Genomic DNA, 22,356 nt, shown 5'->3' with positions numbered 1-22,356 from the left:
GGTCCGGTGGATTGTGTTGCTGCGGAGCGGTGACACGCCATAGAGTCGCCAACCGTCGGCATGGTGCCACGCTGACCTATCGATAAAGTCCTGGACACATCCAAGGAGGTAAGACGACTTGTGAATGAGTCGACATTTACTCCCGGGGGTGGTCACGCGGGAACGCCTGCGCGGGGCCTGAGCCCGTCGGCCGGGCTGGAGGCTGTCGGCTCCGTCGCTGTCCGGACCTTCGCGACACGCCAGGACACCACGCACATGACGACAGCCCACACGATGACGATGACGGACGGCCTACACGTGAACGCCATGGCCGGCAACGAGAGTGGCCGAGAGTCCACCCACTTCGCCGCCTACGAGGAAGTCCCCGAAGGGCACTTCTACGACCCCGACGCCGAGTACGAGCCCGATCCCGAGTACGCGGCCACCCTCGCGCCCGACGCCGCGCGTCAGCGCCGCGAGCGGATCGGCCCCACCGGACGTCCGCTGCCGTACTTCCCGATCCCCGGCCCGCTGACCCAGCACGGGCCCGCGAAGATCATCGCGATGTGCAACCAGAAGGGCGGCGTCGGCAAGACCACGTCGACCATCAACCTGGGCGCGGCGCTCGCGGAGTACGGACGGCGCGTCCTGCTCGTCGACTTCGACCCGCAGGGAGCCCTGTCGGTCGGCCTCGGCGTCAATCCGATGGAGCTGGACCTCACCGTCTACAACCTGCTCATGGAGCGGGGGATGTCGGCCGACGAGGTGCTGCTGAAGACCGCCGTGCCCAACATGGACCTGCTGCCGAGCAATATCGACCTGTCGGCGGCCGAGGTGCAGTTGGTGAGCGAGGTCGCGCGCGAGTCGACGCTCCAGCGGGCACTGCGCCCGCTGCTGGCCGACTACGACTACATCGTGATCGACTGTCAGCCTTCGCTGGGCCTGCTCACGGTCAACGCGCTCACCGCGGCGCACAAGGTGATCGTCCCCCTGGAGTGCGAGTTCTTCGCGCTGCGCGGAGTGGCGCTGCTCACCGAGACCATCGAGAAGGTCCAGGAGCGGCTCAACCCCGAACTGGAGCTGGACGGCATCCTCGCCACCATGTACGACTCCCGGACCGTGCACAGCCGTGAGGTGCTGGCGCGGGTGGTGGAGGCGTTCGACGACCACGTCTACCACACGGTCATCGGGCGCACGGTGCGTTTCCCGGAGACCACGGTGGCGGGCGAGCCCATCACCACGTACGCCTCGAACTCCGTCGGCGCCGCCGCCTACCGCCAGCTCGCCAGGGAGGTGCTCGCCCGGTGTCCCGCCGAGTGAGTCTGCCCGGGGCCGACGAGCTGTTCCGCACCACCGGCGGGATGGCCCTACAGTCGTCGTCGCCGCGCAGGCAGACGAACGGCGAGCCCAGGGTCCCGGCACCAGCGGGGGAGAGCGATCCGCTGGAGGCGCCCGCAGCCGGGTCCGGCCCGCGGGAGCACCCCACGGCCGCGAGCCCCACCGACGGCCCCGCCGACCCCGACGGTGGCGCCGAGGGCCGTAACAGGGCCGAGGAGGCCGCGGCGACGGCTTCGGACCCTGCGTCCAAGGCGAGGCGCTCCCAGGCCGCCCAGGAGGCCGCTGGAGCCTCCACGCGGCGTGGCCGGCGCGGTGCCAACCGCCGCCCCAGCGGGCGCGAACGGCACGACGAGAAGATCACGGTCTATGTCTCGGCCGAGGAACTGATGGACCTGGAGCACGCGCGGCTGGTGCTGCGCGGCGAACACGGGCTCGCGGTCGACCGTGGCCGGATAGTGCGTGAGGCGGTGGCGGTGGTGCTGGCGGATCTGGAGCAGCGCGGCGACGCGAGCATTCTCGTGCGACGCCTGCGGGGCCGCTGACGGTAGCCTGCGCTACCTTCTGCCGTGCCCTCTCCGTGACTCCGTGTCCTCGCGGTGCCTCGCGGCGCCCTGGCCGGGGAGGTACGGCCGTTCCGCCCTCTTCTGTTTTTGGACCGCGATGCCCTCGATCGACCCGCCCCGCCCGCCGCGCCGTTCCCTGGGCCGCGGGCCGGGGGCGGGTCCGCCGGGGGACGCGCCGCCGGGTGAGTCGACGGCCGGGTCGGGCGCGACGCCCGCGGAGGCGGGTGTGCCGGCTCCGGCCGGACCACTCGCCGTTGCCGTGGACACACCCATCGACACGCCCCTCGACGCCGTCGTGGACACGGTCGCGGATGTGGTCGTGGACGCGGATGGTGCCGGGGGCCCCGCGCCCGCCGCGCCGCCCGCGCCCGAAGCCCCCGATGCGCCCGGGACTGCTGTGGTTCCCGACCTCCCGGCGCCCGGCGAACCGGCGCCCGACCTCCCGGCGCCCGGCGAACCGGCGCCCGACCTCCCGGCGCCCGGCGAACCGGCGCCCGACCTCCCGGCGCCCGGCGAACCGGTCGCGCCCGCCGCGCCCGAAGCCACCGACACCCCGGCCGCTACCGGCGCCCCCAGCGGCGACACGGAGGGCGACGGGCGGTTCACCGTACGGCTGGCGAACTTCGAGGGCCCCTTCGATCTGCTGCTCCAGCTCATCTCCCGGCACAAGCTCGATGTGACGGAAGTCGCCCTCTCCAAGGTCACCGGCGAGTTCATGGCCCATATCCGCGCCATGGGCGACGACTGGGACCTCGATCAGACCACCGAGTTCGTGGTCGTGGCCGCCACCCTCCTCGACCTGAAGGCCGCCCGGCTGCTGCCCGCCGCCGAAGTGGAGGACGAGGCCGACCTCGCCCTTCTGGAGGCGCGCGACCTGCTCTTCGCGCGGTTGCTCCAGTACCGCGCGTACAAACGGATCGCCGAGATCCTGAGCGACCGGTTCGAGGCGGAGGGCCGCAGATACCCCCGTACGGTCGGGCTCGAACCCCACCACGCCGCGCTGCTGCCCGAGGTCGTCATCCGGATCGGCGCCGAGGGGCTCGCCGGGCTCGCCGCCAGGGCCGCCCGGCCCAGACCCGAGCCGCAGGTGTACGTGGACCATATCCACGCGCCCCTGGTCAGCGTCCGCGAACAGGGCGAGATCGTCGTCGCCCTGCTGCGGGAACGAGGCCGGGCCACCTTCCGGGAGCTGGTGGCGGACGCGGGGGCCGACACACTCACCGTCGTCGCCCGCTTCCTCGCCCTGCTGGAGCTGTACCGCGACCGGGCCGTCACCCTCGACCAGCCGGAGGCCCTCGGGGAGCTGCTGGTCGGCTGGGCCGGTGGCGACGGCGGCGCGACCGTCACCGACGAGTTCGACCGAGCACCCGACATCCCGGAGGACACGGCGTGAGCGAGGTAACGGTGACGGGACAGGGCGTGAACGACAAGCCGGGACAGGGCGTGAGCGAGGTAACGGTGACGGGACAGGGCGCCCCGGGCGACGAGCCGGGGCGGGGCGTGAGCGATCTCAGGCCCGCCCTCGAAGCCGTCCTGATGGTCGTCGACGAGCCGGCCACCGAGGGGCACCTGGCCAAGGTCCTGGAGCGGTCGCCCCGGGCCGTGGCCGACGCGCTGCGGGAGCTGGCCGACGAGTACACCGTCCAGGGCCGCGGCTTCGAGCTGCGCCTCGTCGCCGGCGGCTGGCGGTTCTACTCCCGGGCCGAGCACGCCGACGCCGTCGAGCGCTTCGTCCTCGACGGCCAGCAGGCCCGGCTGACGCAGGCCGCCCTGGAGACCCTCGCGGTCGTCGCGTACCGCCAGCCGGTCAGCCGCTCCCGGGTCTCCGCCGTGCGCGGAGTGAACTGCGACGGCGTGCTGCGCACCCTCCTCCAGCGGGGTCTGGTCGAGGAGGCGGGCGCGGAACCCGAAACAGGTGCGATCCTGTACAGGACGACGAACTACTTTCTGGAGCGGATGGGCCTTCGAGGTCTGGACGAGCTGCCGGAGCTGGCGCCCTTCCTCCCCGAGGCCGAGGCGATCGAGGCCGAGACGCAGGAAGGCGTTCCGTCGTTCGATCCGGACGCTCCGGACTCAGACGTAGATGACACGACGGCGACGGAACTTTGATGCGAAGCAGCGGCAGGAACACCAGCGGGAACAGCGGCGGCAACAACGGCGGGCGCGGGAACGGCGGCTCCGGTGGCCGCGGGAACAGCGGTGGCGGCACCGGTGGCCGTGGCAACAGCGGTGGCGGCCGTGGCAACAGCGGTGGCGGCACCGGTGGCCGTGGCAACCAGCGGGGAGCCGGCTCCGGCGCCTCCCGGCCGAAGGCCGGGGGAAACCGCGACGACAGGCAGCAGCGCGCCGACAAGCCCCGTCCCGAGGAGCGCCGCTACGACGTGGGCGGCTTCCCCGAGACGCCGCAGAAGGGCCGTGGCACGGCGGCGCGCGGCGGGGCCAAGGGCCGCCCCCGCCAGTCGTCGCAGCGTGACGGGCGCTCCACCCCCGCCCGCTCGCGCGAGTACGACGCCCGTACCGAGGAGCGCAACCGCGAGCGGTACGCGAATGAGCCCGAGGTCAAGGCGCCCAAGACCTTCCCCGGCGCCGAGCAGGAGGGCGAGCGGCTACAGAAGGTGCTGGCCAGGGCCGGTATGGGCTCGCGTCGCGCCTGTGAGGAGCTGATCGAGCGGGCCAGGGTCGAGGTCAATGGCCAGATCGTCACCGAGCAGGGCATGCGGGTGGACCCGCAGCACGACGAGATCAAGGTCGACGGCCTGACCGTCGCCACCCAGTCGTATCTCTTCTTCGCGCTGAACAAGCCCGCCGGTGTGGTCTCCACCATGGAGGACCCTGACGGCCGTCAGTGCCTGGGCGACTACGTCACCAACCGGGAGACCCGGCTCTTCCACGTCGGTCGGCTCGACACCGAGACCGAGGGCATCATCCTGCTCACCAACCACGGCGAGCTGGCCCACCGGCTGACGCACCCCAAGTACGGCGTGCGGAAGACCTATCTCGCGGCCATCCAGGGACCCATCCCGCGCGACCTGGGCAAGCGCCTCAAGGACGGCATCCCGCTGGAGGACGGCTACGCCCGCGCCGACCACTTCCGGATCGTCGAGAACACCGGCAAGAACTACCTCGTCGAGGTCTCCCTCCACGAGGGCCGTAAGCACATCGTGCGCCGGATGCTCGCCGAGGCCGGTTTCCCGGTCGACCGGCTGGTCCGGACCGCCTTCGGGTCCATCGGGCTCGGCGACCAGAAGTCCGGCTGGCTGCGCCGCCTCACCAACACCGAGGTCGGCATGTTGATGAAGGACGTCGACCTCTAGAGGGACCAACCTCCAGAAGGACCCGACCGCTGGACAGACCGACCGCCCCCCGAGGGCGACCGTACGGACCGAGGGCCCGCGACTGCTGCCAGTCGCGGGCCTTCGGCGTTCCCGCGTCCCCTGCCGCGGCCCGGCCCCTGCCGCCGCGGCCCCGTACCGACTCAGCCCCGACCGACTCAGCCCCGTGCCGGCCCGGTCTTGTGTCGATGCCCCGCCCGCATTTATAGTCAGGATGACCATAAAGGAGCGCGCGTGACACTCACGGATCTGCTGGACCCGTTGCGGGAACCGCTGTTCACCGTGCTCGACACCCCGGTGAGCTGGACCGAGGTCCTCGGCTTCGGCAGTGGGGCCCTCTGTGTGTGGCTCGTCACCCGCCAGCACCTCGCCAACTGGCCCGTCGGTATCGCCAACAACCTCTTCTTCGTCCTGCTCTTCACCCAGGCCGGTCTGTACGCCGACGCCGGTCTGCAGATCGTCTTCATCGCCCTCGCCGCCTACGGCTGGTGGACCTGGACCCACGGGGGTGGACCAGGCTCCGACCGACTCCCGGTGCGGCGCACCAGCCGCACCGAATGGATCTGGCTGCTCGCGGCGGGGGCGGTGGGGACCCTCGGAATCACCCTCCTCCTCGACCACGCCACCGACTCCACCGTCCCCTTCTGGGACGCGCTCACCACCGCGCTCTCCCTGACGGCGACCTACGGGCAGTGCCGCAAGCGGCTGGAGTCCTGGTGGCTGTGGATCGCCGCCGACCTCGTCTACATCCCGCTGTACGCGCACAAGGAGCTGTACCTCACCTCCCTGCTCTACACCGGATTCCTGGCCCTGTGCCTGCTCGGGCTGCGCGACTGGTCCCGCGACCTCCGCACCCGCCGCCCCGAACCCGCGAAGGTGATCGCGTGACCCGCCACCGGCACGGACTCGTCCTCGGCAAGTTCTATCCACCGCACGCCGGACACCACCACCTGGTGGCGACCGCCGCCGACCGGTGCGAGCGGCTGACCGTCCTGGTCTGCGCCGCGTCCGTCGAATCGGTACCGCTCGCCGACCGGGTGGCGTGGCTGCGCGAGATCCACCCGGGGGTGCGGGTGGTCGGCGCCGTGGACGACATCCCGATGGACCTCGGTGACCCGGCGATCTGGGACGCCCATATGGAGGTCTTCCGCACCGCCGTCCCCGAACCCGTCGACGCCGTCTTCACCTCGGAGTCGTACGGGGCGGAACTGGGCCGTCGCTTCGGCGCCGAGTCCGTCAGCGTCGACCCCGACCGGACCCTGTTCCCCGTCTCCGGCACCGCCGTGCGCGCCGACCCCATCGGCTGCTGGGACTATCTGCGCCGGCCGGTGCGCGCGGCGCTCGCCCGCCGGGTGGTCGTCCTCGGCGCCGAATCGACGGGCACTACCACCATCGCCCGCGCGCTCGCCGACCACTACCGGCGACGCGGCGGCGTCTGGGCCCGTACCCGCTGGGTACCGGAGTACGGGCGCGAGTACAGCGAACGGAAACTGGCCCGGTTGCGCGCCGAACGGCCCGGGGCGGAATGGAGCGAGGTCACCTTCGCCTCGGAGGACTTCCCGGTGATCGCCCGACGGCAGAGCGAACGGGAGGAGGAGGCTGCCGGGCTGGGGTCGCCGCTGCTCATCTGCGACACCGACGCGTTCGCCACCACCATCTGGCACGAGCGCTACCTGGGCGGGACACACGACGAGGTCGCGCGGATCGCCGACCGGGGACGGCGTCATCTCTGGCTGCTCACCGACCACGAGGGCGTTGGCTTCGAGGACGACGGACTCCGCGACGGGGAGCACCTGCGGCCCTGGATGACCGAACGCTTCGCGGCCGAACTGGCCAGGACCGGACGGCGGACCGTACGCCTCACCGGATCGCGGGAACACCGGCTGGCCACCGCGATCACCGCCGTCGACACCCTGCTCGGCGAGGGCTGGGACTTCGCCGCACCCCTGCCCGACCTCACGGAGCGCCACTGATGCCGACCACGACCCCCTGGAGCGGCACCGGATCGCGCCGCCGGGCCTCCGGCGCCACCGAACCGTCCCGGTGCGGCCGATGACCGTCCAGGAGTACGACCCGCGAGCCTTCCCGCCCTTCGCGGTCACCGTCGATCTCGCCGTCTTCACCGTCCGCGAACAGCGGCTGCACGTACTGCTTGTCCGGCGCGGCGAAGACCCCTACCTCGGCGCCTGGGCGCTCCCCGGCGGGTTCGTCCGCCCCGACGAGTCGGCCGGGGCCGCCGCGCTCCGCGAACTCGCCGAGGAGACCGGCCTCTCCCGCCGCGTCGTCGAACGCCACCACCTGGAGCAACTGCGCACCTACAGCGAACCGGACCGCGATCCCCGGATGCGGGTCGTCTCCGTCGCGTACACCGCCCTCCTGCCCGATCTGCCCGAACCGCACGGCGGCGGAGACGCTGCCCACGCCCAGTGGATGCCGCTCCGCCCCGCGACCGGACTCGCCTTCGACCACGACCGGATCCTCGCCGACGCCCACGACCGGATCGGCGCCAAGCTCGAATACACCTGCCTCGCCACCAGTTTCTGCCCCCCCGAGTTCACCATCGGTGAGCTGCGGCGGGTGTACGAGACGGTCTGGGGCGTCGAGCTGGATCCGCCCAACTTCCGGCGCAAGGTCCTCGCCACGCCCGGCTTCGTCCAGGCCGTCGAGGGCCCGCCGCGCCGCACCGGCGGACGGGGAAAACCCGCCGCGCTCTACACGGCGGGTGCCGCGACCACGCTGCGTCCGCCCCTCCTGCGACCGGAAGGACGGCAGCCATGACCACGCTCAGGACCACGAGGACCCGCACCAAGCAGGCCGCCACCGGGGCGCTGATGGGGCTCGCGCTCGGGGACGCGCTGGGCTTCCCCACCGAGTTCAACACCGTGCCGCAGATCCTCGTCAAGTGCGGCCCCTGGCGGGAGATGGAGCTGCCCAGCCCCGCCTTCGTCACCGACGACACCCAGATGACGCTCGCCCTGGCACGCGCCGTCCGGACCGCCATGGACCACGGACTGCTCGACCCCGGCCGGTTCACCGGGCCGCTCCGCGAGGAGTTCGTGGCCTGGTACCACTCCCCGGAGAACAACCGCGCCCCCGGGAACACCTGCCTGACCGCCTGCCGGCTGCTCGACGACGCACAACTGCCGTGGACGGAGGCGAGCCGGATCGACTCCAAGGGCTGCGGCGCCAATATGCGCGTCGCGCCGATCGGGCTCGTCCCCGGGCTGAGCGAGCAGCAGCGGGCCGGCGCCGCCCAGTTGCAGTCCGCGCTCACCCACGGCCACCCCACCGCGCTCGCCGCGAGCGATCTCACCGCCCACGCTGTCTCCCTGCTGGTGCGCGGCGTGGAGCCGCTGGGCCTGGTGGGCCGGCTGCGCTCCTACGCGTACGACAACCGCTCCCGGTACCACGCGCGCTGGCTCGGCACCCTCTGGAGCCGCTCCAGCGCCCGCACCCCGGAGGCGTTCATCGCCAGCGGCTGGGACGAGTGCCTCGCCGCCCTGGACCGGCTCACGGCGGCCCTGCGCGACCCCGCCCCGGAGACCGACCCCTGCCTGACCACCGGCGACGGCTGGATCGCCGAAGAGGCCCTGGCCACCGCCCTCCAGTGCTTCCTGCTCTTCCCCGGCGACCCGGTCACCGCGCTGCGCCGGGCGGCCTGCACCCGGGGCGACTCCGACTCCATCGCCTGCCTCACGGGCGCGTTCGCGGGGGCGCACCTGGGCGCCGGCGCCTGGCCCAAGGAGTGGTCCGAACGGGTCGAGCACCACAGCGACCTGATGTCACTGGGCGCGCTCTGGGACGCCTGACCCGCCGCCCGGACGGGGTTCCCCCAGTTGGCCGGGGGGAGCCCCTCAGAGCGCCGAGGCGCGGCGGACCCGGACGAGGAAGTCCTCCACCCTGGCCAGGTCGGGTTCGGCGGGCAGCGGGCTGCGCAGCGCCGCCGCGTCCACCTCGTCGGCCGCGCTCGCGACCCAGGACTCCACCTTGGGCCAGGAGTGTTCGCCGTTCCTGATCGCGAGCAGCCGGGACCGCTCGTCGCCCACGTCGAGGACGAGTTCTCCCGTACGGAGCAGATCCCGGCAGCTCAGCAGGAGGCGCAGCAGATGCTGGGCGTGCTTCCAGCGGGGCGCGCCGTGCTGTCGTACGTCCGCCTCCAGCTTCTTGAGCTGTCCCAGCGAGTAGCCGACGAACGTCTGGTGCACCGCGCGGGACAGGAACGCCTCCCGGAGCGCGAGCAGTTCGCGGCCGGTGTCGTCGATCCGCTCGACGAGCGGGGAGTGGAGGCACTCCAGGATGTTGGGGTTCGCCCGCAGCGCCAGCACGCAGAAGCGCTCCAGCTCCCAGGAGAACTGTTCGTCGTCCGGACCGTCGATGTGGGTCGGCGGCTTCTCGAAGCGCCAGTGGAGCGGGGTGGGGGCGACGAAGACCCCGCGGAGGTCGGTGTCGCTGCTCTCGGTGGCGAGACCGAAGGCCCGGGAGCCCATGACACAGGAGTAGATCGTGTGGTCGCGTATCAGCTCGTCCGGTGTCATGGGAACAGGCTATGCGAGCGGGGTCGGCTCCCCTGAGGACGGTGATCCGCCGCCCCGGCAGGCGCCGGGGGGTGCCGAGTGGCGGGGTGGTCCCGGCCGGGTGACATTGGCCTCCGCATCCGTCTCCGCGCCGGTGCCGTCTCCGGGGCGCCGAGACGGCACCCGGGGGCCGCGCCCCTCCCGCGCGGCTGACCGAGCTGAGCCGACCGCGCCGAGCCGACCGCGCCGAGCTGACTACGCTGATCGGAGCACCCGCGCAGACGAGGCACCGAGAAGGAGTACGACGTGGCGGTACGAGCGGTCCGTGGAGCCGTCCAGCTCGAACAGGACGAGCCCGGGCACATGGACGAGCAGGTCAGCGAGCTGCTCACCGCCATTCTGGAACGGAACGGACTCATCGCCGACGATCTGATCAGCGTCTGGTTCACGGCGACCCCCGATCTGCACAGCGATTTCCCGGCCGCCGCCGCCCGCAGGCTCGGCATCACCGACGTACCGCTGATCTGCGCGCAGGAGATGGACGTCACCGGCGCGATGCCCCGGGTCGTACGGATCCTCGCCCATATCGAGTCGAGCTTGGACCGGGCCGAGATCACCCATGTGTACCTCGGAGCCGCCGCCACCCTGCGCAAGGACATCGCCCAGTGAGAACCGCCGTCGTCATCGGAACCGGCCTGATCGGCACCTCGGCCGCCCTCGCGCTGGCCGGCCGCGGGGTCGCCGTCCACCTCGTCGACCACGACGGCGAGCGGGCCCGTACCGCCGCCGCGCTCGGCGCGGGCACCGACCAGCCCCCGGAGGGGCCCGTCGACCTCGCGATCATCGCCGTGCCCCCGGCGTACACCGCCACCGCACTCGCCGACGCGATGCGCGCCGGCATCGCCCGCGGCTATCTCGACGTCGCCAGCGTCAAGGGCGGCCCCCGGCGGGAACTCCAGGGGCTCGCCCTCGACCTCTCCGCCTACATCGGCACCCATCCGATGGCCGGCAAGGAACGCTCCGGTCCGCTCGCGGCCACCGCCGACCTCTTCGAGGGGCGGCCCTGGGTGCTCACCCCCACCCGGGACACCGACACCGAGGTCCTCAACCTCGCCCTCGAACTGGTCGCGCTCTGCCGGGCCGTCCCGGTGGTCATGGACGCCGACGCCCACGACCGGGCCGTCGCACTCGTCTCCCACACCCCCCAGCTCATCTCCTCCATGGTGGCCGCCCGGCTGCGGGAGGCCGATGAGACGGCCGTCCGCCTCTGCGGCCAGGGCATCCGGGACGTCACTCGGATCGCCGCATCCGACCCCCGGATGTGGGTGGAGATCCTCTCCGCCAACCCGGGCCCGGTCGCCGATGTGCTGGCCGGGGTCGCGGCCGACCTCGACGAGACGGTCCGGTCGCTGCGCCGGCTCCAGTCCGCGGACGAGGCCGAGCGGCGGGGCGGGGTGGAGGGCATCGAGGACGTGCTGCGCCGGGGCAACGCGGGCCGCGCCCGGGTCCCCGGCAAGCACGGCACCGCCCCGGCCTCGTACGAGATCGTCGCGGTGCTCATCAGCGACCAGCCGGGCGAGCTGGCGCGGATCTTCGCCGACGCGGGCCGTGCGGGCGTCAATGTCGAGGACGTCCGCATCGAGCACGCCACGGGACAGCAGGCGGGTCTGGTGCAGCTCATGGTGGAGCCCGCGGCGGCCCCGGAGCTGACCGCGTCCCTGCGGGACCGGGGCTGGTCCATCCGGCAGTAGCGCCCCCGGCCCCCCCGGCGGATCACGGGACGGCCCCCACCCCCCCCGGCGGGGGTGCCCGGTGCCATGGCCGGCAGGTCCGGCCGGGGTGCCGCGGGCGCTCCGGCCGGACCTGCCGCGGGGTCCTCAGGCCCGGCCCCGACCGCTTCCGCCCGTCCGTGGTCGGTGACGGGTCCCGGCAATCGGTAACCTTGTTCGGGGCCCACCGCACTTCCGCTCGGCCCCCGCACCCCCCAGGAAAGGTGTCCGACACCGTGGAATCCGTGATCGTCGCCATCGACGGCCCCGCCGGCACGGGCAAGTCGAGCACCTCCAGGGCGGTCGCCGCCGAGCTGGGGCTGAGCTACCTGGACACCGGCGCGCAGTACCGGGCGATCACCTGGTGGATGATCAACAACGGTGTCGACATCGACGATCCGGCCGCGATCGCCACCGCGGCGGCCAAGCCGGTCATCGTCTCCGGCACCGACCCCGGCGAGCCGACCATCACCGTCGACGGCGTCGACGCCGCGGGCCCCATCCGTACCCAGGAGGTCAGCTCCCGCGTCAGCGCGGTCAGCGCGGTCCCCGAGGTGCGGACCCGGATCACCGAGCTGCAGCGGGCCATCGCCGCCTCCGCGGTGACCGGCATCGTCGTCGAGGGCCGGGACATCGGCACCACAGTGCTCCCGGACGCCGATCTGAAGATCTTCCTCACCGCGTCGGCCGAGGTCCGGGCCGCCCGCCGCAGTGGCGAGCTGGCCGGTTCTGACCTCGCGGCCACCAAGGAAGCCCTGATCAAGCGGGACGCGGCCGACTCCGGCCGGAAGACCTCCCCGCTGGCCAAGGCCGCCGACGCGGTCGAGGTGGACACCACCGAGCTGTCGCTCCAGCAGGTCATCGAGTGTGTGGTGACCCTGGTCGAGTCCCGCCGCGGAGCGGCCACCAAGGCCGCCGAGGCCGCCGAGGCCGCCGAGGGCGCTGCGGGCACGGAGCGGCGGGCGGTGCGGTGACCGCTCCCTCCGCGCGCGGCGCGGTCGTCGGACGGCGCATAGGCATCGGCCTGATGTACGGGCTCTGGAAGCCCCGGGTCCTGGGCGCCTGGCGGGTCCCGTCGGCCGGCCCGGTGATCCTCGCGGTGAACCACTCGCACATGGTCGACGGCCCCATGCTGATGGGCACCGCCCCCCGGCCGGTGCACTTCCTGATCAAGAAAGAGGCGTTCGTCGGTCCGCTCGACCCCTTCCTGCTGGGAATCGGTCAGCTCAAAGTGGACCGCACGGGCACCGACCGCACCGCCGTCACCGGCGCCATCGGCGTCCTGGAGAACGGCGGGGTCCTGGGCATCTTCCCGGAGGGCACCCGGGGCGAAGGAGACTTCGCCTCGCTGCGCGCCGGGCTCGCCTACTTCGCCGTACGCACCGGAGCCCCCGTCGTACCCGTCGCGGTACTGGGAAGCACGGAGCGCGCCGGACGGTTGGTCAAGGCGTTGCCTCCGCTGCGCGGCCGGGTGGACGTCGTCTTCGGGAACGCCTTCGCGGCGGGTGACGGCAGCGGCCGTCGTACCCGCACGGCGCTGGACGAAGCCACCGTACGCATCCAGGAGCGGCTGACCGCCCACCTGGAAAACGCCAGGCGCCTCACCGGGCGCGCCGGGTAAGACTTGAGTAGTGGATCGCGTGATCGTGATCCGGTTGACGAACGAGGAACGGACTTCATGAACGACCAGCACGACCACGGAGCACTCGGCGACGCCGAGTACGCGGAGTTCATGGAGCTCGCCGCGGAAGAGGGTTTCGAAGTAGACGAGGTGGAGGACGCCCTCGGTGAGGCCGGTCACGGCCCGCTGCCGGTTCTCGCCGTCGTCGGCCGGCCCAATGTCGGCAAGTCGACCCTGGTGAACCGGATCATCGGCCGCCGTGAGGCCGTCGTCGAGGACAAGCCGGGTGTCACCCGCGACCGGGTCACCTACGAGGCCGAGTGGGCGGGCCGCCGTTTCAAGCTCGTCGACACCGGCGGCTGGGAGCAGGACGTCCTCGGGATCGACGCATCCGTCGCCGCCCAGGCGGAGTACGCGATCGAGGCCGCCGACGCGGTCGTCTTCGTGGTGGACGCCACGGTCGGCGCGACCGACACCGACGAGGCCGTCGTCCGGCTGCTGCGCCGGGCCGGCAAGCCCGTCGTCCTCTGCGCCAACAAGGTCGACGGCCCCAGCGGCGAGGCGGACGCCACCGCGCTGTGGTCCCTCGGCCTCGGCGAGCCGCACCCCGTCTCCTCCCTGCACGGCCGCGGTACGGGCGACATGCTCGACGCCGTCCTGGAGGCGCTGCCCGAGGCTCCGGCGCAGACCTTCGGCACCGCCGTCGGCGGACCGCGTCGGATCGCCCTGATCGGCCGTCCGAACGTCGGCAAGTCCTCGCTGCTCAACAAGGTCGCCAACGAGGACCGGGTGGTCGTCAACGAGATCGCGGGCACCACCCGTGACCCGGTCGACGAGCTGATCGAGCTGGGCGGGGTCACCTGGAAGTTCGTGGACACCGCCGGTATCCGGCGCCGGGTCCACCTTCAGGAGGGCGCCGACTACTACGCCTCCCTGCGCACCGCCGCCGCCGTGGAGAAGGCCGAGGTCGCGGTCATCCTGATCGACGCGACCGAATCCATCAGCGTGCAGGACCAGCGCATCATCACCATGGCCGTCGAGTCGGGCCGTGCCATGGTGATCGCCTTCAACAAGTGGGACAACCTCGACGAGGAGCGCAGGTACTACCTGGAGCGCGAGATCGAGACCGAGCTGGCGCAGATCACCTGGGCGCCCCGGGTCAATGTCTCCGCCCGCACCGGCCGCCACATGGAGAAGCTGGTCCCGGCGATCGAGACCGCGCTGGCCGGCTGGGAGACCCGGGTGCCGACGGGACGGCTCAACGCCTTCCTCGGCGAGATCGTCGCCGCGCACCCGCACCCGATCCGGGGCGGCAAGCAGCCCCGCATCCTCTTCGGCACCCAGGCGGGCACCAAGCCGCCGCGGTTCGTGCTCTTCGCCTCCGGCTTCCTGGAGCACGGCTACCGGCGTTTCGTGGAGCGCAGGCTCCGTGAGGAGTTCGGGTTCGAGGGCACCCCGATCCACATCTCGGTACGGGTGCGGGAGAAGCGCGGCCGCAAGAAGTGATCGCCCGCCCGCGCGGGTGACGGACGACGGGGCGCCGCTCCGGACCGGGTGAACCGGTCCTGGGGCGGCGCCCCGTCCCCGTACCGGCGCCCCCGTGACGCCGGGGGCCGTGACGCCAGCGGTCAGCCGCCGCGCGGGGCCGGGGGCAGCGCGGCCGGATGGTGGGTGACGTACGCCCGGGGTACGGGGTACGGCGCCCAGCCGGCCCCCGGGTACGGGGTGTGGCTCACCGCCGCGAGTCCCCGGCCGCCCGTCGGCCCCGGGCCGAACGCCTGGAAGCCGAGATCCTCCTCACCGCTCCGGTCACCGGGCAGCGTCCGGAACGACCTGCGGTACTCGGCGTACAGCCGGTCGAAGATGGGTGTGGGGGAGTGGCCCGCGGTGGTCTCGTGCGCGGGTCGCATACCCGGGATGCCGCTCTGGTACGGCGGGCCGGAGGGGTCGTATGAGTGCACGTACCTGAAACGACCGGGGGTCCCGCCCGTCACTCCCGACCGCCCGGGGTTTCGCCGCCCGTACGCCCGTACGGTGGCGGGGGTACGGGGCGCACGCGGCGGGCGGGTGCCCCCGGGGGCGTCGGGCCCGGGCGGGGGCTCAGGTGCCCGCCAGCGGCATCGCGACGGCCACCAGCCGCCCGCCCGCCGCCGCCTTCTCCAGCGAGTCCCGCAGCAGGTCCTCGCGCGGCTGCTGGCCGATCGAGCCGGCCGGGGCGGCGTAGACCAGCACCGTGTGGGACTTGTTGGCGGCCGTCCGCCAGCCCTCGGTGACCTGGAGCGGCTGATGGGCCTGCCACCAGGCGACCGGGGTGCCGCCGCCGGTGCCCGGCTGGAGCACGGCGTGTAGCTGGCCCATGGCGAGCAGCACGGACCAGCCGTGCAGCGGGCCGGGCCGCTGGTTGACGTCGTGGACCGGCTGGAAGCCCTGCTCGATGAGGAGCGGCAGGAAGTCGTCCACGCCGTCGCCCGGGGTGCCGGGGCGGGCGATGGGCGCGGTCGGTTCGACGACGAGGGCCGGATGCAGCTCGCCGTTGATCAGGATCAGTCCGCTGGTGATACCGAGGACCGCCTGGCCGGGGGCGACGTTCAGCGGGTTGGCGGCGGTCCCGTACGGGCCGGGCTGGTCGCCCGTGATGGACCGGACGGCGCCCTGTAGTTCGGCCTCGGCGATCTGGACGACCTGCGAGGGGATGCAGCCGGCGTGGGCGAAGGCGAGAACGGCGGACTCCTCGCCGACGAAGAGCACGGTGCTGGTGCGCTCCTGCTCGGTGTCGCCCGGGGTGCGGCAGGAGGTGCAGTCGTAGCTGCCCGGGGCGTTCTCGCCGGTGAGCAGCCGGTCGGCTTCTTCATCACCGATCTCGGCGCGTACGTCCTCACTGACGTCGAGCATGCGCGGCACGGGTGGCTCCTCGGACTTGATCTGGTGGACCGGGTGAGTCCCGGCTCATAAAGAGTTCAACGGGCTCAGGTGGCCGGAGTCACGCATGGCGGGGAACCGAATCGAACCAACCGGCGCGGGTGGTGAGAAGACGGGCGGAAACGGTTACTCCGGGTCAACGGCGCGTGGGGGTGCGGGCGTTGGGGGATCGGTCCGGCTCTGGTGTGTTCGTCGGTAGGTCGACAAATCAGGAAATCCGCGAATCAATGGGGCGACTTGATTTCGCCGTTACCTGCGGTAGTCGGGGGCTCCGGGCAGCAGTCGGTCCCCGGGTGGGGCCGACCGGGTGGGGCGGTGGGCCGGGCTGTGCGCGGCGCCGGACCGCGCGCCGCGGGGCCGCCTAGCGTGAGGCGATGCCGACCTTCCGCTCGCCGGCCGTCGCCGTGGCGGCCCTGCTGCTGGCCCTCCTGCCGTGGGGCACCGCGCTGGCGGCACCCACGCTCCCGCCCCCGCCGGCGCCCGGGAGCCCCGGCGCCGGCGTCGACTCCGGGCCGGGCACCCATGCCTGTGCCGCGACGGGCTGGCCGTGGAGCTGCGTCGCGGAGTGCGAGAGCGGCGGCGACTGGGCCGCCAACACCGGCAACGGTTAGTACGGCGGTCTGCAGTTCTGGCAGCCGACCTGGGAGGGGTTCGGCGGGCTGACGTACGCGCCCCGCGCCGACCTCGCCACCCGCGCCCAGCAGATCACGGTGGCGCAGGACGTACTGCGGACGCAGGGCTGGGGTGCGTGGCCGGTCTGCTCGCAGCGGTACGGGCTCAGTGGGCGGGCGCACACCGTCCAGCCCGGGGACACACTGTTCGCCATCGCCACCCGGTTCCGGGTGAAGGGCGGCTGGCAGGCCCTGTACGAGGCCAACCGGGACGTCATCGGCCCCTCGCCGGACCACCTGACGGTGGGAATGCTGCTGACCCTGCCGGCCTGACCCCTGCCCCTCTGGCCCCTGCCGGCCTGATCCTTGCCCGTCTGGCCCCTGCTGGACCGGTCCGCGCCGGCCCTGGTCCGCGCCGGCCCTGAACCCCGGTGTCCGGTGCCGTGATTCCCGGCGTCGTGGCCCGGAGCGGCCTGTCGGGCAGCTCCTGTCCCGGCCCCGGGTGCCCGGTCGGCGAGGCGACCTCCGGGCCTGTTGCCCGGGGCCGGGACGCCACGTGCCCCCGTGCCGCTCCCGCACCGAACCCGGTCGTGCGGCTCCCGCCGCGAGCCCGGGCCGCGATACCTCGATCCGCCTCCGGATCCCGTCACCCGTACGGACCCGGGACCGGGTGATGGCGTGAACCGATTGCTCCATCCACCACGTCCCTTCCACCCCTGGCGTTCTCTGATCGAATCGGCGCAGTAGAGTCCGATCTTGACCATTTTTTGACCACGGGGGAACGGACGCTCAGCGGCATGCGCATTTCATTCCTGCTCCACAACGGGTACGGCATCGGGGGAACGATCCGTACCACCTTCACCCTCGCCGAGGCCCTGTCCGAACGGCACGAGGTGGAGGTCGTCTCGGTCTTCCGGCACCGCGACACACCGCTCATGGGAGTGCCGACCGGCGTCACCATGAAGCACCTGGTCGACCTGCGGAAGCACAGCCCCGACTTCGACGGCGACCATCCCGACTACCAGCGCCCCGCCAAGGTCTTCCCCCGTGGCGACGGCAGGCACCGCCAGTACAGCCGGCTGACCGACGCCCGGATCGCCGCCCATCTGGGCTCACTCAGCGCCGATGTCGTCGTCGGCACCCGGCCGGGGCTCAACGTCCACATCGCCCGCCAGGCCGACCGCGCCATCGTCCGGGTGGCCCAGGAACACCTCTCGCTGGACAGCCATGGCTACCGGCTGCGCCGGGAGATCAGCCACCGCTATCCGCTGCTCGACGCGATCACCACGGTCACCGAGGCGGACGCGCGGGCGTACCGCACCGGGATGCGCCTGCCCGGCGTACGGATCGAAGGGGTGCCCAACAGTGTGCCCGCACCGGCCGTGCCGCCCGCCGACAGCACCGCCAAGTTCGTGGTCGCCGCGGGCCGGCTCACCCGGGTCAAGCGGTACGACGTCCTCGTCGAGGCGTTCGCCACGGTGGCCGAGGCCCGGCCCGACTGGCAACTGCGGATCTACGGGAGCGGTGACGCCACCGGGAACGAACGGGACACGCTCACGGCGCTGATCGCCGAGCGACAGTTGGAGAAGAACATCGCGCTGATGGGCAACGCCCATCCGATGGAGACGGAGTGGGTCAAGGGCTCGATCGCGGCGGTCACCTCCGCCCGGGAGTCCTTCGGGATGACGATCGTCGAGGCGATGCGCTGCGGCCTCCCCGTCGTCGCCACCGACTGCCCGCACGGCCCGCGCGAGATCATCGAGGACGGCGTGGACGGGCGGCTGGTGCCCGTCGGCGACTCGGCCGCCGTCGCCGCCGCGCTCCTCGAACTGATCGATGACGACGAACTGCGTCGGCGCACGGCCACCGCGGCCCTTGCCGCCGCCGAGCGCTTCGATCCGGCGCGGATCGCCGAACGCCACGAGGCCATCTTCACCGATCTGCTGGCCCGCGACCGGTCCGGCCCGCGCGGCGGCCTGCGCGACGCCGCGTACCGGGTCCGGGGCACGCTCCACGCGGGGCTGTACTCCCTCCGCCACGGGCTGGCCGACGCGATACGCAAGAGGAAGCGGTAACCACCCCCGGCACGGTGGAAGCGGCGGTGCGCGGGTAAGGGCGGCACCGGCGGCAAGCATGACGCGGGCGACGCGGGCGACGCGGGCGACGCGGGCCGGCGCGGGCCGGCGCGGGCCGGCGCGGGCGACGGTGGCCGCGGTCCGCGACGGCGCCGGTCATGTCACCGGCCGGGCGGCTGCCCGGCCCTCTCCGCCAGGGAATCGCGGACAGAAGCTGTCCGCGAGCACTGGCAGACTCTCCCCATGCTGGAGACCTCGGCACGACTCCTGCGCCTGCTCTCGCTGCTCCAGGCGCACCGCGACTGGTCCGGCCCCGAACTGGCCGAACGGCTCGGTGTCACCCCGCGCACCGTGCGGCGCGATGTGGACCGGCTGCGAGAGCTGGGCTACCCGGTCAACGCCAGCCCCGGCACCGGCGGTGGCTATCAGCTCGGCGCCGGCGCCGAACTGCCGCCGCTCCTCCTCGACGACGACGAGGCGGTGGCCGTCGCCGTCGGACTGCGTACCGCGGCCGGCCATGGCATCAAGGGCATCGGCGAGGCGTCCGTGGCCGCCCTGGCCAAGCTGGAGCAGGTGCTGCCGGACCGGCTCCGGCGGCGGGTCTGCGCGCTCAACGCCTTCACCGTGCCCATGCTGCGCCCGCAGAGCTCGCTGATCGACCCCTCCGTCCTCACCGAGCTGGCCAACGCCTGCCGGGACGGCGAACGGCTGCGCTTCGAGTACAGCGACCACTCCGGAGCCAGCAGCCGCCGTACCGTCGAACCCCACCGCCTCGTCTGCACCGAGCACCGCTGGTACCTGGTCGGCTGGGACATCGACCGGGAAGACTGGCGTACGTTCCGGGCGGACCGGATCGTCCCGAAGCCGCCGCACGGCCCCCGCTTCACCCCGCGCACCCCACCGGCCGACGATCTCGCCGCCTATGTCTCGCAGGGCGTCTCCACCCGCGTCTACGCCACCCGGGCCACCTTCCGCCTGCACCTCTCGGCCGCCGAGGCCGCGAAGGTCGTCGGCCCGTCCGTCGGCGTGCTGGAGGCGATCGACGAGAAGAGCTGTCTGCTGCGGACCGGCGCGTCGAGCCTGGACGTGATGGTGATCCATGTGGTGCTCCTCGGCGTCGAGTTCGAGGTCGTGGAGCCGGTGGAGCTGACCGAGCGGATCAGGACCGTCCGGGACCGTCTTTCGCACGCGCTCGGCTGATCGCCTCCCGGTCCGCCGCTTCGAAGGCGGCGAACTCCGGGTGGTGCAGGTCGAAGGCCGGCGACTCCGAGCGGATCCGGGGCAGCGTGGTGAAGTTGTGCCGGGGCGGCGGACAGGGGGTGGCCCACTCCAGTGACCGCCCGAACCCCCAGGGGTCGTCCACCGTGACCCGCTCCCCGTACTTCGCCGTCTTCCAGACGTTGTAGAGGAACGGCAGCGTGGAGGCCCCCAGCAGGAACGAGCCGATGGTCGACAGGGTGTTGAGGGCTGTGAAGCCGTCGGCCGCCAGATAGTCGGCGTACCGCCGGGGCATCCCCTCGGCGCCCAGCCAGTGCTGCACCAGGAACGTGGTGTGGAACCCGACGAAGAGCGTCCAGAAATGGATCTTGCCGAGCCGCTCGTCCAGCATCCGGCCGGTGAGCTTGGGCCACCAGAAGGAGAAGCCGGCGAAGGTCGCGAAGACGACCGTGCCGAAGACGACGTAGTGGAAGTGGGCCACCACGAAGTACGAGTCGGTGACATGGAAGTCCATCGGCGGTGACGCCAGGATCACTCCGGTCAACCCGCCGAACAAGAACGACACCAGAAAGCCGACGGACCACAGCATCGGGGTCTCGAAGGAGAGCGAGCCCCGGAGCATCGTGCCCGACCAGTTGAAGAACTTGACCCCGGTGGGCACCGCGATCAGGAACGACATGAACGAGAAGAACGGCAGCAGCACCGCCCCCGTGGCGAACATATGGTGCGCCCACACCACCACGGAGAGCCCGGTGATGGCCATCGTCGCGCCGACGAGCGTGAGATAGCCGAAGATCGGCTTGCGGGAGAAGACCGGCAGGATCTCCGTGACGATGCCGAAGAACGGCAGCGCGATGATGTAGACCTCGGGATGCCCGAAGAACCAGAACAGGTGCTGCCAGAGCAGCGCCCCGCCGTTCTGGGGCTGGAACACCACCGCCCCGAACCTCCGGTCCGCCTCCAGGACCAGCAGCGCCGCCGCGAGCACCGGGAAGGCGAAGAGCACGAGGATCGAGGTGAAGAGCACGTTCCAGGTGAAGATCGGCAGCCGGAACATCGTCATCCCCGGGGCGCGCATCGCCACGATGGTGGTGACGAAGTTGACCGCGCCGAGGATGGTGCCGAATCCGGCCAGCGCGAGTCCCATGATCCATAGATCCGCGCCGACGCCCGGCGACCGTTCCAGCGAGTTCAGCGGGGCGTACGCGAACCAGCCGAAGTCGGCCGGCCCGCTCGGCGTCAGCAGCGAGCCGAGGACGATCAGCCCGCCGAAGAGGTAGAGCCAGTACGAGAACATGTTCAGCCGCGGAAAGGCCACATCGGGTGAGCCGATCTGCAACGGCATGATCGCGTTGGCGAATCCCGCGAAGGCCGGGGTGGCGAAGAGCAGCAGCATGATCGTGCCGTGCAGGGTGAACGCCTGATTGAACTGCTCGTTGTCGATGAGCTGAAGCCCCGGACGGGCCAGTTCGGCGCGCATCAGCAGCGCCATCAGGCCGGCGATCAGAAAGAAGACGAAGGAAGTGATCAGATAGAGGTGCCCGACCTTCTTGTGGTCGGTGGTGGTCAGCCATTCCGCGAGTACGCGACCCGGGCGCCTGGCCGGTGTCGGGGGGCCCGCGGCTCGCGCGGTCTCCGTACCGGTCACCCGCGTCCCGCCGCTCTTGGCCGGGTTTGATCGGTCCCGCGTCCGGCTCGGGGCGCCCGCCCGGTGGCCGCGCGCCCAGGGGTGCGTACGCGCCCCGGAACCCGCTCCGCTGTCGACCGACCCACCGGGGAATTCGAACACGCGGGGGGATTCTGTAAGGAAACGGTGGATGCTTCACGGTCCGTCAATTCGCCCTCCGGTGTTCGTCCCAGGCGCATTCCCAGCGGGAATTCTGCATGATCCTCGACCTGCGGGGGAATTACCGTGCCCCAGGTGTCGAACTGCCCGTTCGGGTGATGGATTTTAGGCTGAACGCGTGTCGTGACCTGTGACAGAAGCGTGACCACTGAGGTGTGCGGGACTGCCGGCGGATCAACCCCCGCTCGGCTTCCGTCACCGTCCGCTGCCGCCTACGGTGGGTGTCATGGCACCCATAGAGCCTTCTTCCGCAGCGCCGGGCGACGCCCCCGAGTCCTATGTCGGCCTGCCGGCCGACGACGCCGAGCGACGAGCCCGGCAGGGTGGTTGGACCACGGTGCGGTCCCTGCCTCCGGGCGCGATCATCACCCTGGAGTATCTGGAGGGCAGGCTGAACTTCGAGGTGCGGGGCGGCACGGTCATCCGCTGCTGGCACGGCTGAGCCCCTCGCCTCCCGCCCCCGGGGGCCGCTGTCGCGTGCCCCCGGCCGCCCGGACCCGTACACCTGTCCCGTACGCCCGTACGCCCGTACGCCGTCCCGGCCCCCGCCCCCCACGTAAAAGGGGCACCG

The 22,356-nt window shown here is 72.2% G+C and carries 23 protein-coding genes and 1 pseudogene; 20 read left to right on the top strand and 4 right to left on the bottom strand.

Annotated elements, in window-relative coordinates:
- Positions 1-273 precede the first annotated feature (273 nt).
- The 9 genes from ACH4S7_RS27115 to ACH4S7_RS27075 all read left to right on the top strand — a co-directional run bounded on the left by ACH4S7_RS27115 (position 274) and on the right by ACH4S7_RS27075 (position 9,021).
- Positions 274-1,299, top strand: coding sequence for a ParA family protein (locus tag ACH4S7_RS27115; RefSeq protein WP_398523934.1), 1,026 nt, complete (start codon positions 274-276; stop codon positions 1,297-1,299).
- Positions 1,296-1,859, top strand: a complete 564-nt coding sequence (locus ACH4S7_RS27110) for a hypothetical protein (RefSeq protein WP_398523933.1) — start codon at positions 1,296-1,298, stop codon at positions 1,857-1,859. The genes ACH4S7_RS27115 and ACH4S7_RS27110 overlap by 4 nt, the downstream gene beginning before the upstream one ends.
- A gap of 118 nt (positions 1,860-1,977) precedes the next feature.
- Positions 1,978-3,273 (top strand): segregation/condensation protein A, encoded by a 1,296-nt coding sequence (locus tag ACH4S7_RS27105; protein WP_398523904.1) that lies wholly within the window; start codon positions 1,978-1,980, stop codon positions 3,271-3,273.
- Positions 3,274-3,416: 143 nt separating this feature from the next.
- Positions 3,417-3,989: an SMC-Scp complex subunit ScpB gene (gene scpB, locus ACH4S7_RS27100; protein WP_398523932.1), complete on the top strand. Its 573-nt coding sequence runs from the start codon at positions 3,417-3,419 to the stop codon at positions 3,987-3,989.
- Entirely contained in the window at positions 3,989-5,194 is a 1,206-nt protein-coding gene (locus tag ACH4S7_RS27095) for a pseudouridine synthase (RefSeq protein WP_398523903.1), read from the top strand. Before scpB ends, ACH4S7_RS27095 begins: the two co-directional genes overlap by 1 nt.
- Positions 5,195-5,446: 252 nt before the next feature.
- Positions 5,447-6,100, top strand: a complete 654-nt coding sequence (pnuC, locus tag ACH4S7_RS27090) for a nicotinamide riboside transporter PnuC (RefSeq protein ID WP_398523902.1) — start codon at positions 5,447-5,449, stop codon at positions 6,098-6,100.
- Positions 6,097-7,185 (top strand): AAA family ATPase, encoded by a 1,089-nt coding sequence (locus ACH4S7_RS27085; RefSeq protein ID WP_398523901.1) that lies wholly within the window; start codon positions 6,097-6,099, stop codon positions 7,183-7,185. The genes pnuC and ACH4S7_RS27085 overlap by 4 nt, the downstream gene beginning before the upstream one ends.
- 79 nt (positions 7,186-7,264) lie before the next feature.
- Positions 7,265-7,990, top strand: a complete 726-nt coding sequence (locus tag ACH4S7_RS27080; protein ID WP_398523900.1) for an NUDIX hydrolase — start codon at positions 7,265-7,267, stop codon at positions 7,988-7,990.
- A complete protein-coding gene (locus tag ACH4S7_RS27075) occupies positions 7,987-9,021 on the top strand; it encodes an ADP-ribosylglycohydrolase family protein (RefSeq protein WP_398523899.1) in 1,035 nt (344 codons plus the stop codon). The genes ACH4S7_RS27080 and ACH4S7_RS27075 overlap by 4 nt, the downstream gene beginning before the upstream one ends.
- 45 nt (positions 9,022-9,066) lie before the next feature.
- Here ACH4S7_RS27075 and ACH4S7_RS27070 read toward each other — a convergent pair whose 3' ends face one another.
- Positions 9,067-9,747: a DNA polymerase beta superfamily protein gene (locus ACH4S7_RS27070; protein WP_398523898.1), complete on the bottom strand. Its 681-nt coding sequence runs from the start codon at positions 9,745-9,747 to the stop codon at positions 9,067-9,069.
- A gap of 285 nt (positions 9,748-10,032) precedes the next feature.
- On the opposite strand from ACH4S7_RS27070, the gene aroH reads away from it, so the two are divergent.
- From aroH to der, 5 genes are all read left to right on the top strand, one after another.
- Positions 10,033-10,395, top strand: coding sequence for a chorismate mutase (gene aroH, locus ACH4S7_RS27065; protein WP_398523897.1), 363 nt, complete (start codon positions 10,033-10,035; stop codon positions 10,393-10,395).
- Positions 10,392-11,477: a prephenate dehydrogenase gene (locus ACH4S7_RS27060; protein WP_398523896.1), complete on the top strand. Its 1,086-nt coding sequence runs from the start codon at positions 10,392-10,394 to the stop codon at positions 11,475-11,477. The genes aroH and ACH4S7_RS27060 overlap by 4 nt, the downstream gene beginning before the upstream one ends.
- 242 nt (positions 11,478-11,719) lie before the next feature.
- Positions 11,720-12,469, top strand: a complete 750-nt coding sequence (gene cmk, locus ACH4S7_RS27055; RefSeq protein WP_398523895.1) for a (d)CMP kinase — start codon at positions 11,720-11,722, stop codon at positions 12,467-12,469.
- Positions 12,466-13,116 carry a lysophospholipid acyltransferase family protein gene (locus tag ACH4S7_RS27050; protein WP_398523894.1) on the top strand — a complete coding sequence of 217 codons (651 nt, stop codon included), beginning with the start codon at positions 12,466-12,468 and terminating at the stop codon, positions 13,114-13,116. The genes cmk and ACH4S7_RS27050 overlap by 4 nt, the downstream gene beginning before the upstream one ends.
- 57 nt (positions 13,117-13,173) lie before the next feature.
- Positions 13,174-14,622 (top strand): ribosome biogenesis GTPase Der, encoded by a 1,449-nt coding sequence (der, locus tag ACH4S7_RS27045; RefSeq protein ID WP_398523893.1) that lies wholly within the window; start codon positions 13,174-13,176, stop codon positions 14,620-14,622.
- Positions 14,623-14,744: 122 nt separating this feature from the next.
- On the opposite strand, the gene ACH4S7_RS27040 is transcribed toward der, so the two are convergent.
- Entirely contained in the window at positions 14,745-15,026 is a 282-nt protein-coding gene (locus ACH4S7_RS27040) for a hypothetical protein (RefSeq protein WP_398523892.1), read from the bottom strand.
- A gap of 190 nt (positions 15,027-15,216) precedes the next feature.
- Entirely contained in the window at positions 15,217-16,017 is an 801-nt protein-coding gene (locus tag ACH4S7_RS27035; RefSeq protein WP_398523891.1) for a hypothetical protein, read from the bottom strand.
- 392 nt (positions 16,018-16,409) lie between these two features.
- Here ACH4S7_RS27035 and ACH4S7_RS27030 point away from each other — a divergent pair, with 392 nt between their 5' ends.
- The 5 genes and pseudogenes from ACH4S7_RS27030 to ACH4S7_RS27010 all read left to right on the top strand — a co-directional run bounded on the left by ACH4S7_RS27030 (position 16,410) and on the right by ACH4S7_RS27010 (position 19,921).
- Positions 16,410-16,646 (top strand): hypothetical protein, encoded by a 237-nt coding sequence (locus ACH4S7_RS27030; protein ID WP_398523890.1) that lies wholly within the window; start codon positions 16,410-16,412, stop codon positions 16,644-16,646.
- Positions 16,647-16,655: 9 nt separating this feature from the next.
- Positions 16,656-16,736: pseudogene (locus ACH4S7_RS27025) on the top strand (transglycosylase family protein); the annotation flags it as partial.
- A 9-nt stretch (positions 16,737-16,745) separates the two neighbouring features.
- Positions 16,746-16,979 carry a LysM peptidoglycan-binding domain-containing protein gene (locus ACH4S7_RS27020; RefSeq protein ID WP_398523889.1) on the top strand — a complete coding sequence of 78 codons (234 nt, stop codon included), beginning with the start codon at positions 16,746-16,748 and terminating at the stop codon, positions 16,977-16,979.
- Positions 16,980-17,443: 464 nt separating this feature from the next.
- Positions 17,444-18,721 (top strand): glycosyltransferase, encoded by a 1,278-nt coding sequence (locus ACH4S7_RS27015; protein WP_398523888.1) that lies wholly within the window; start codon positions 17,444-17,446, stop codon positions 18,719-18,721.
- Between the two features lie 243 nt (positions 18,722-18,964).
- Positions 18,965-19,921 (top strand): helix-turn-helix transcriptional regulator, encoded by a 957-nt coding sequence (locus ACH4S7_RS27010; protein ID WP_398523887.1) that lies wholly within the window; start codon positions 18,965-18,967, stop codon positions 19,919-19,921.
- Here ACH4S7_RS27010 and ctaD read toward each other — a convergent pair.
- The gene (gene ctaD / locus ACH4S7_RS27005; RefSeq protein WP_398523931.1) at positions 19,881-21,587 is read right to left on the bottom strand and encodes a cytochrome c oxidase subunit I; all 1,707 of its coding nucleotides are present in this window, start codon (positions 21,585-21,587) and stop codon (positions 19,881-19,883) included. The genes ACH4S7_RS27010 and ctaD overlap by 41 nt on opposite strands.
- Before the next feature lie 424 nt (positions 21,588-22,011).
- Between ctaD and ACH4S7_RS27000 the strand changes: the two genes are divergently transcribed.
- Entirely contained in the window at positions 22,012-22,227 is a 216-nt protein-coding gene (locus ACH4S7_RS27000) for an I78 family peptidase inhibitor (RefSeq protein WP_398523886.1), read from the top strand.
- Positions 22,228-22,356: the final 129 nt, after the last annotated feature.

The organism is Streptomyces sp. NPDC020965, assembly GCF_044333555.1.
Classification (GTDB): domain Bacteria; phylum Actinomycetota; class Actinomycetes; order Streptomycetales; family Streptomycetaceae; genus Streptomyces.
Note: the sequence above shows the minus strand (reverse complement) of the source record. Positions and strands in the feature narration are given on the sequence as shown.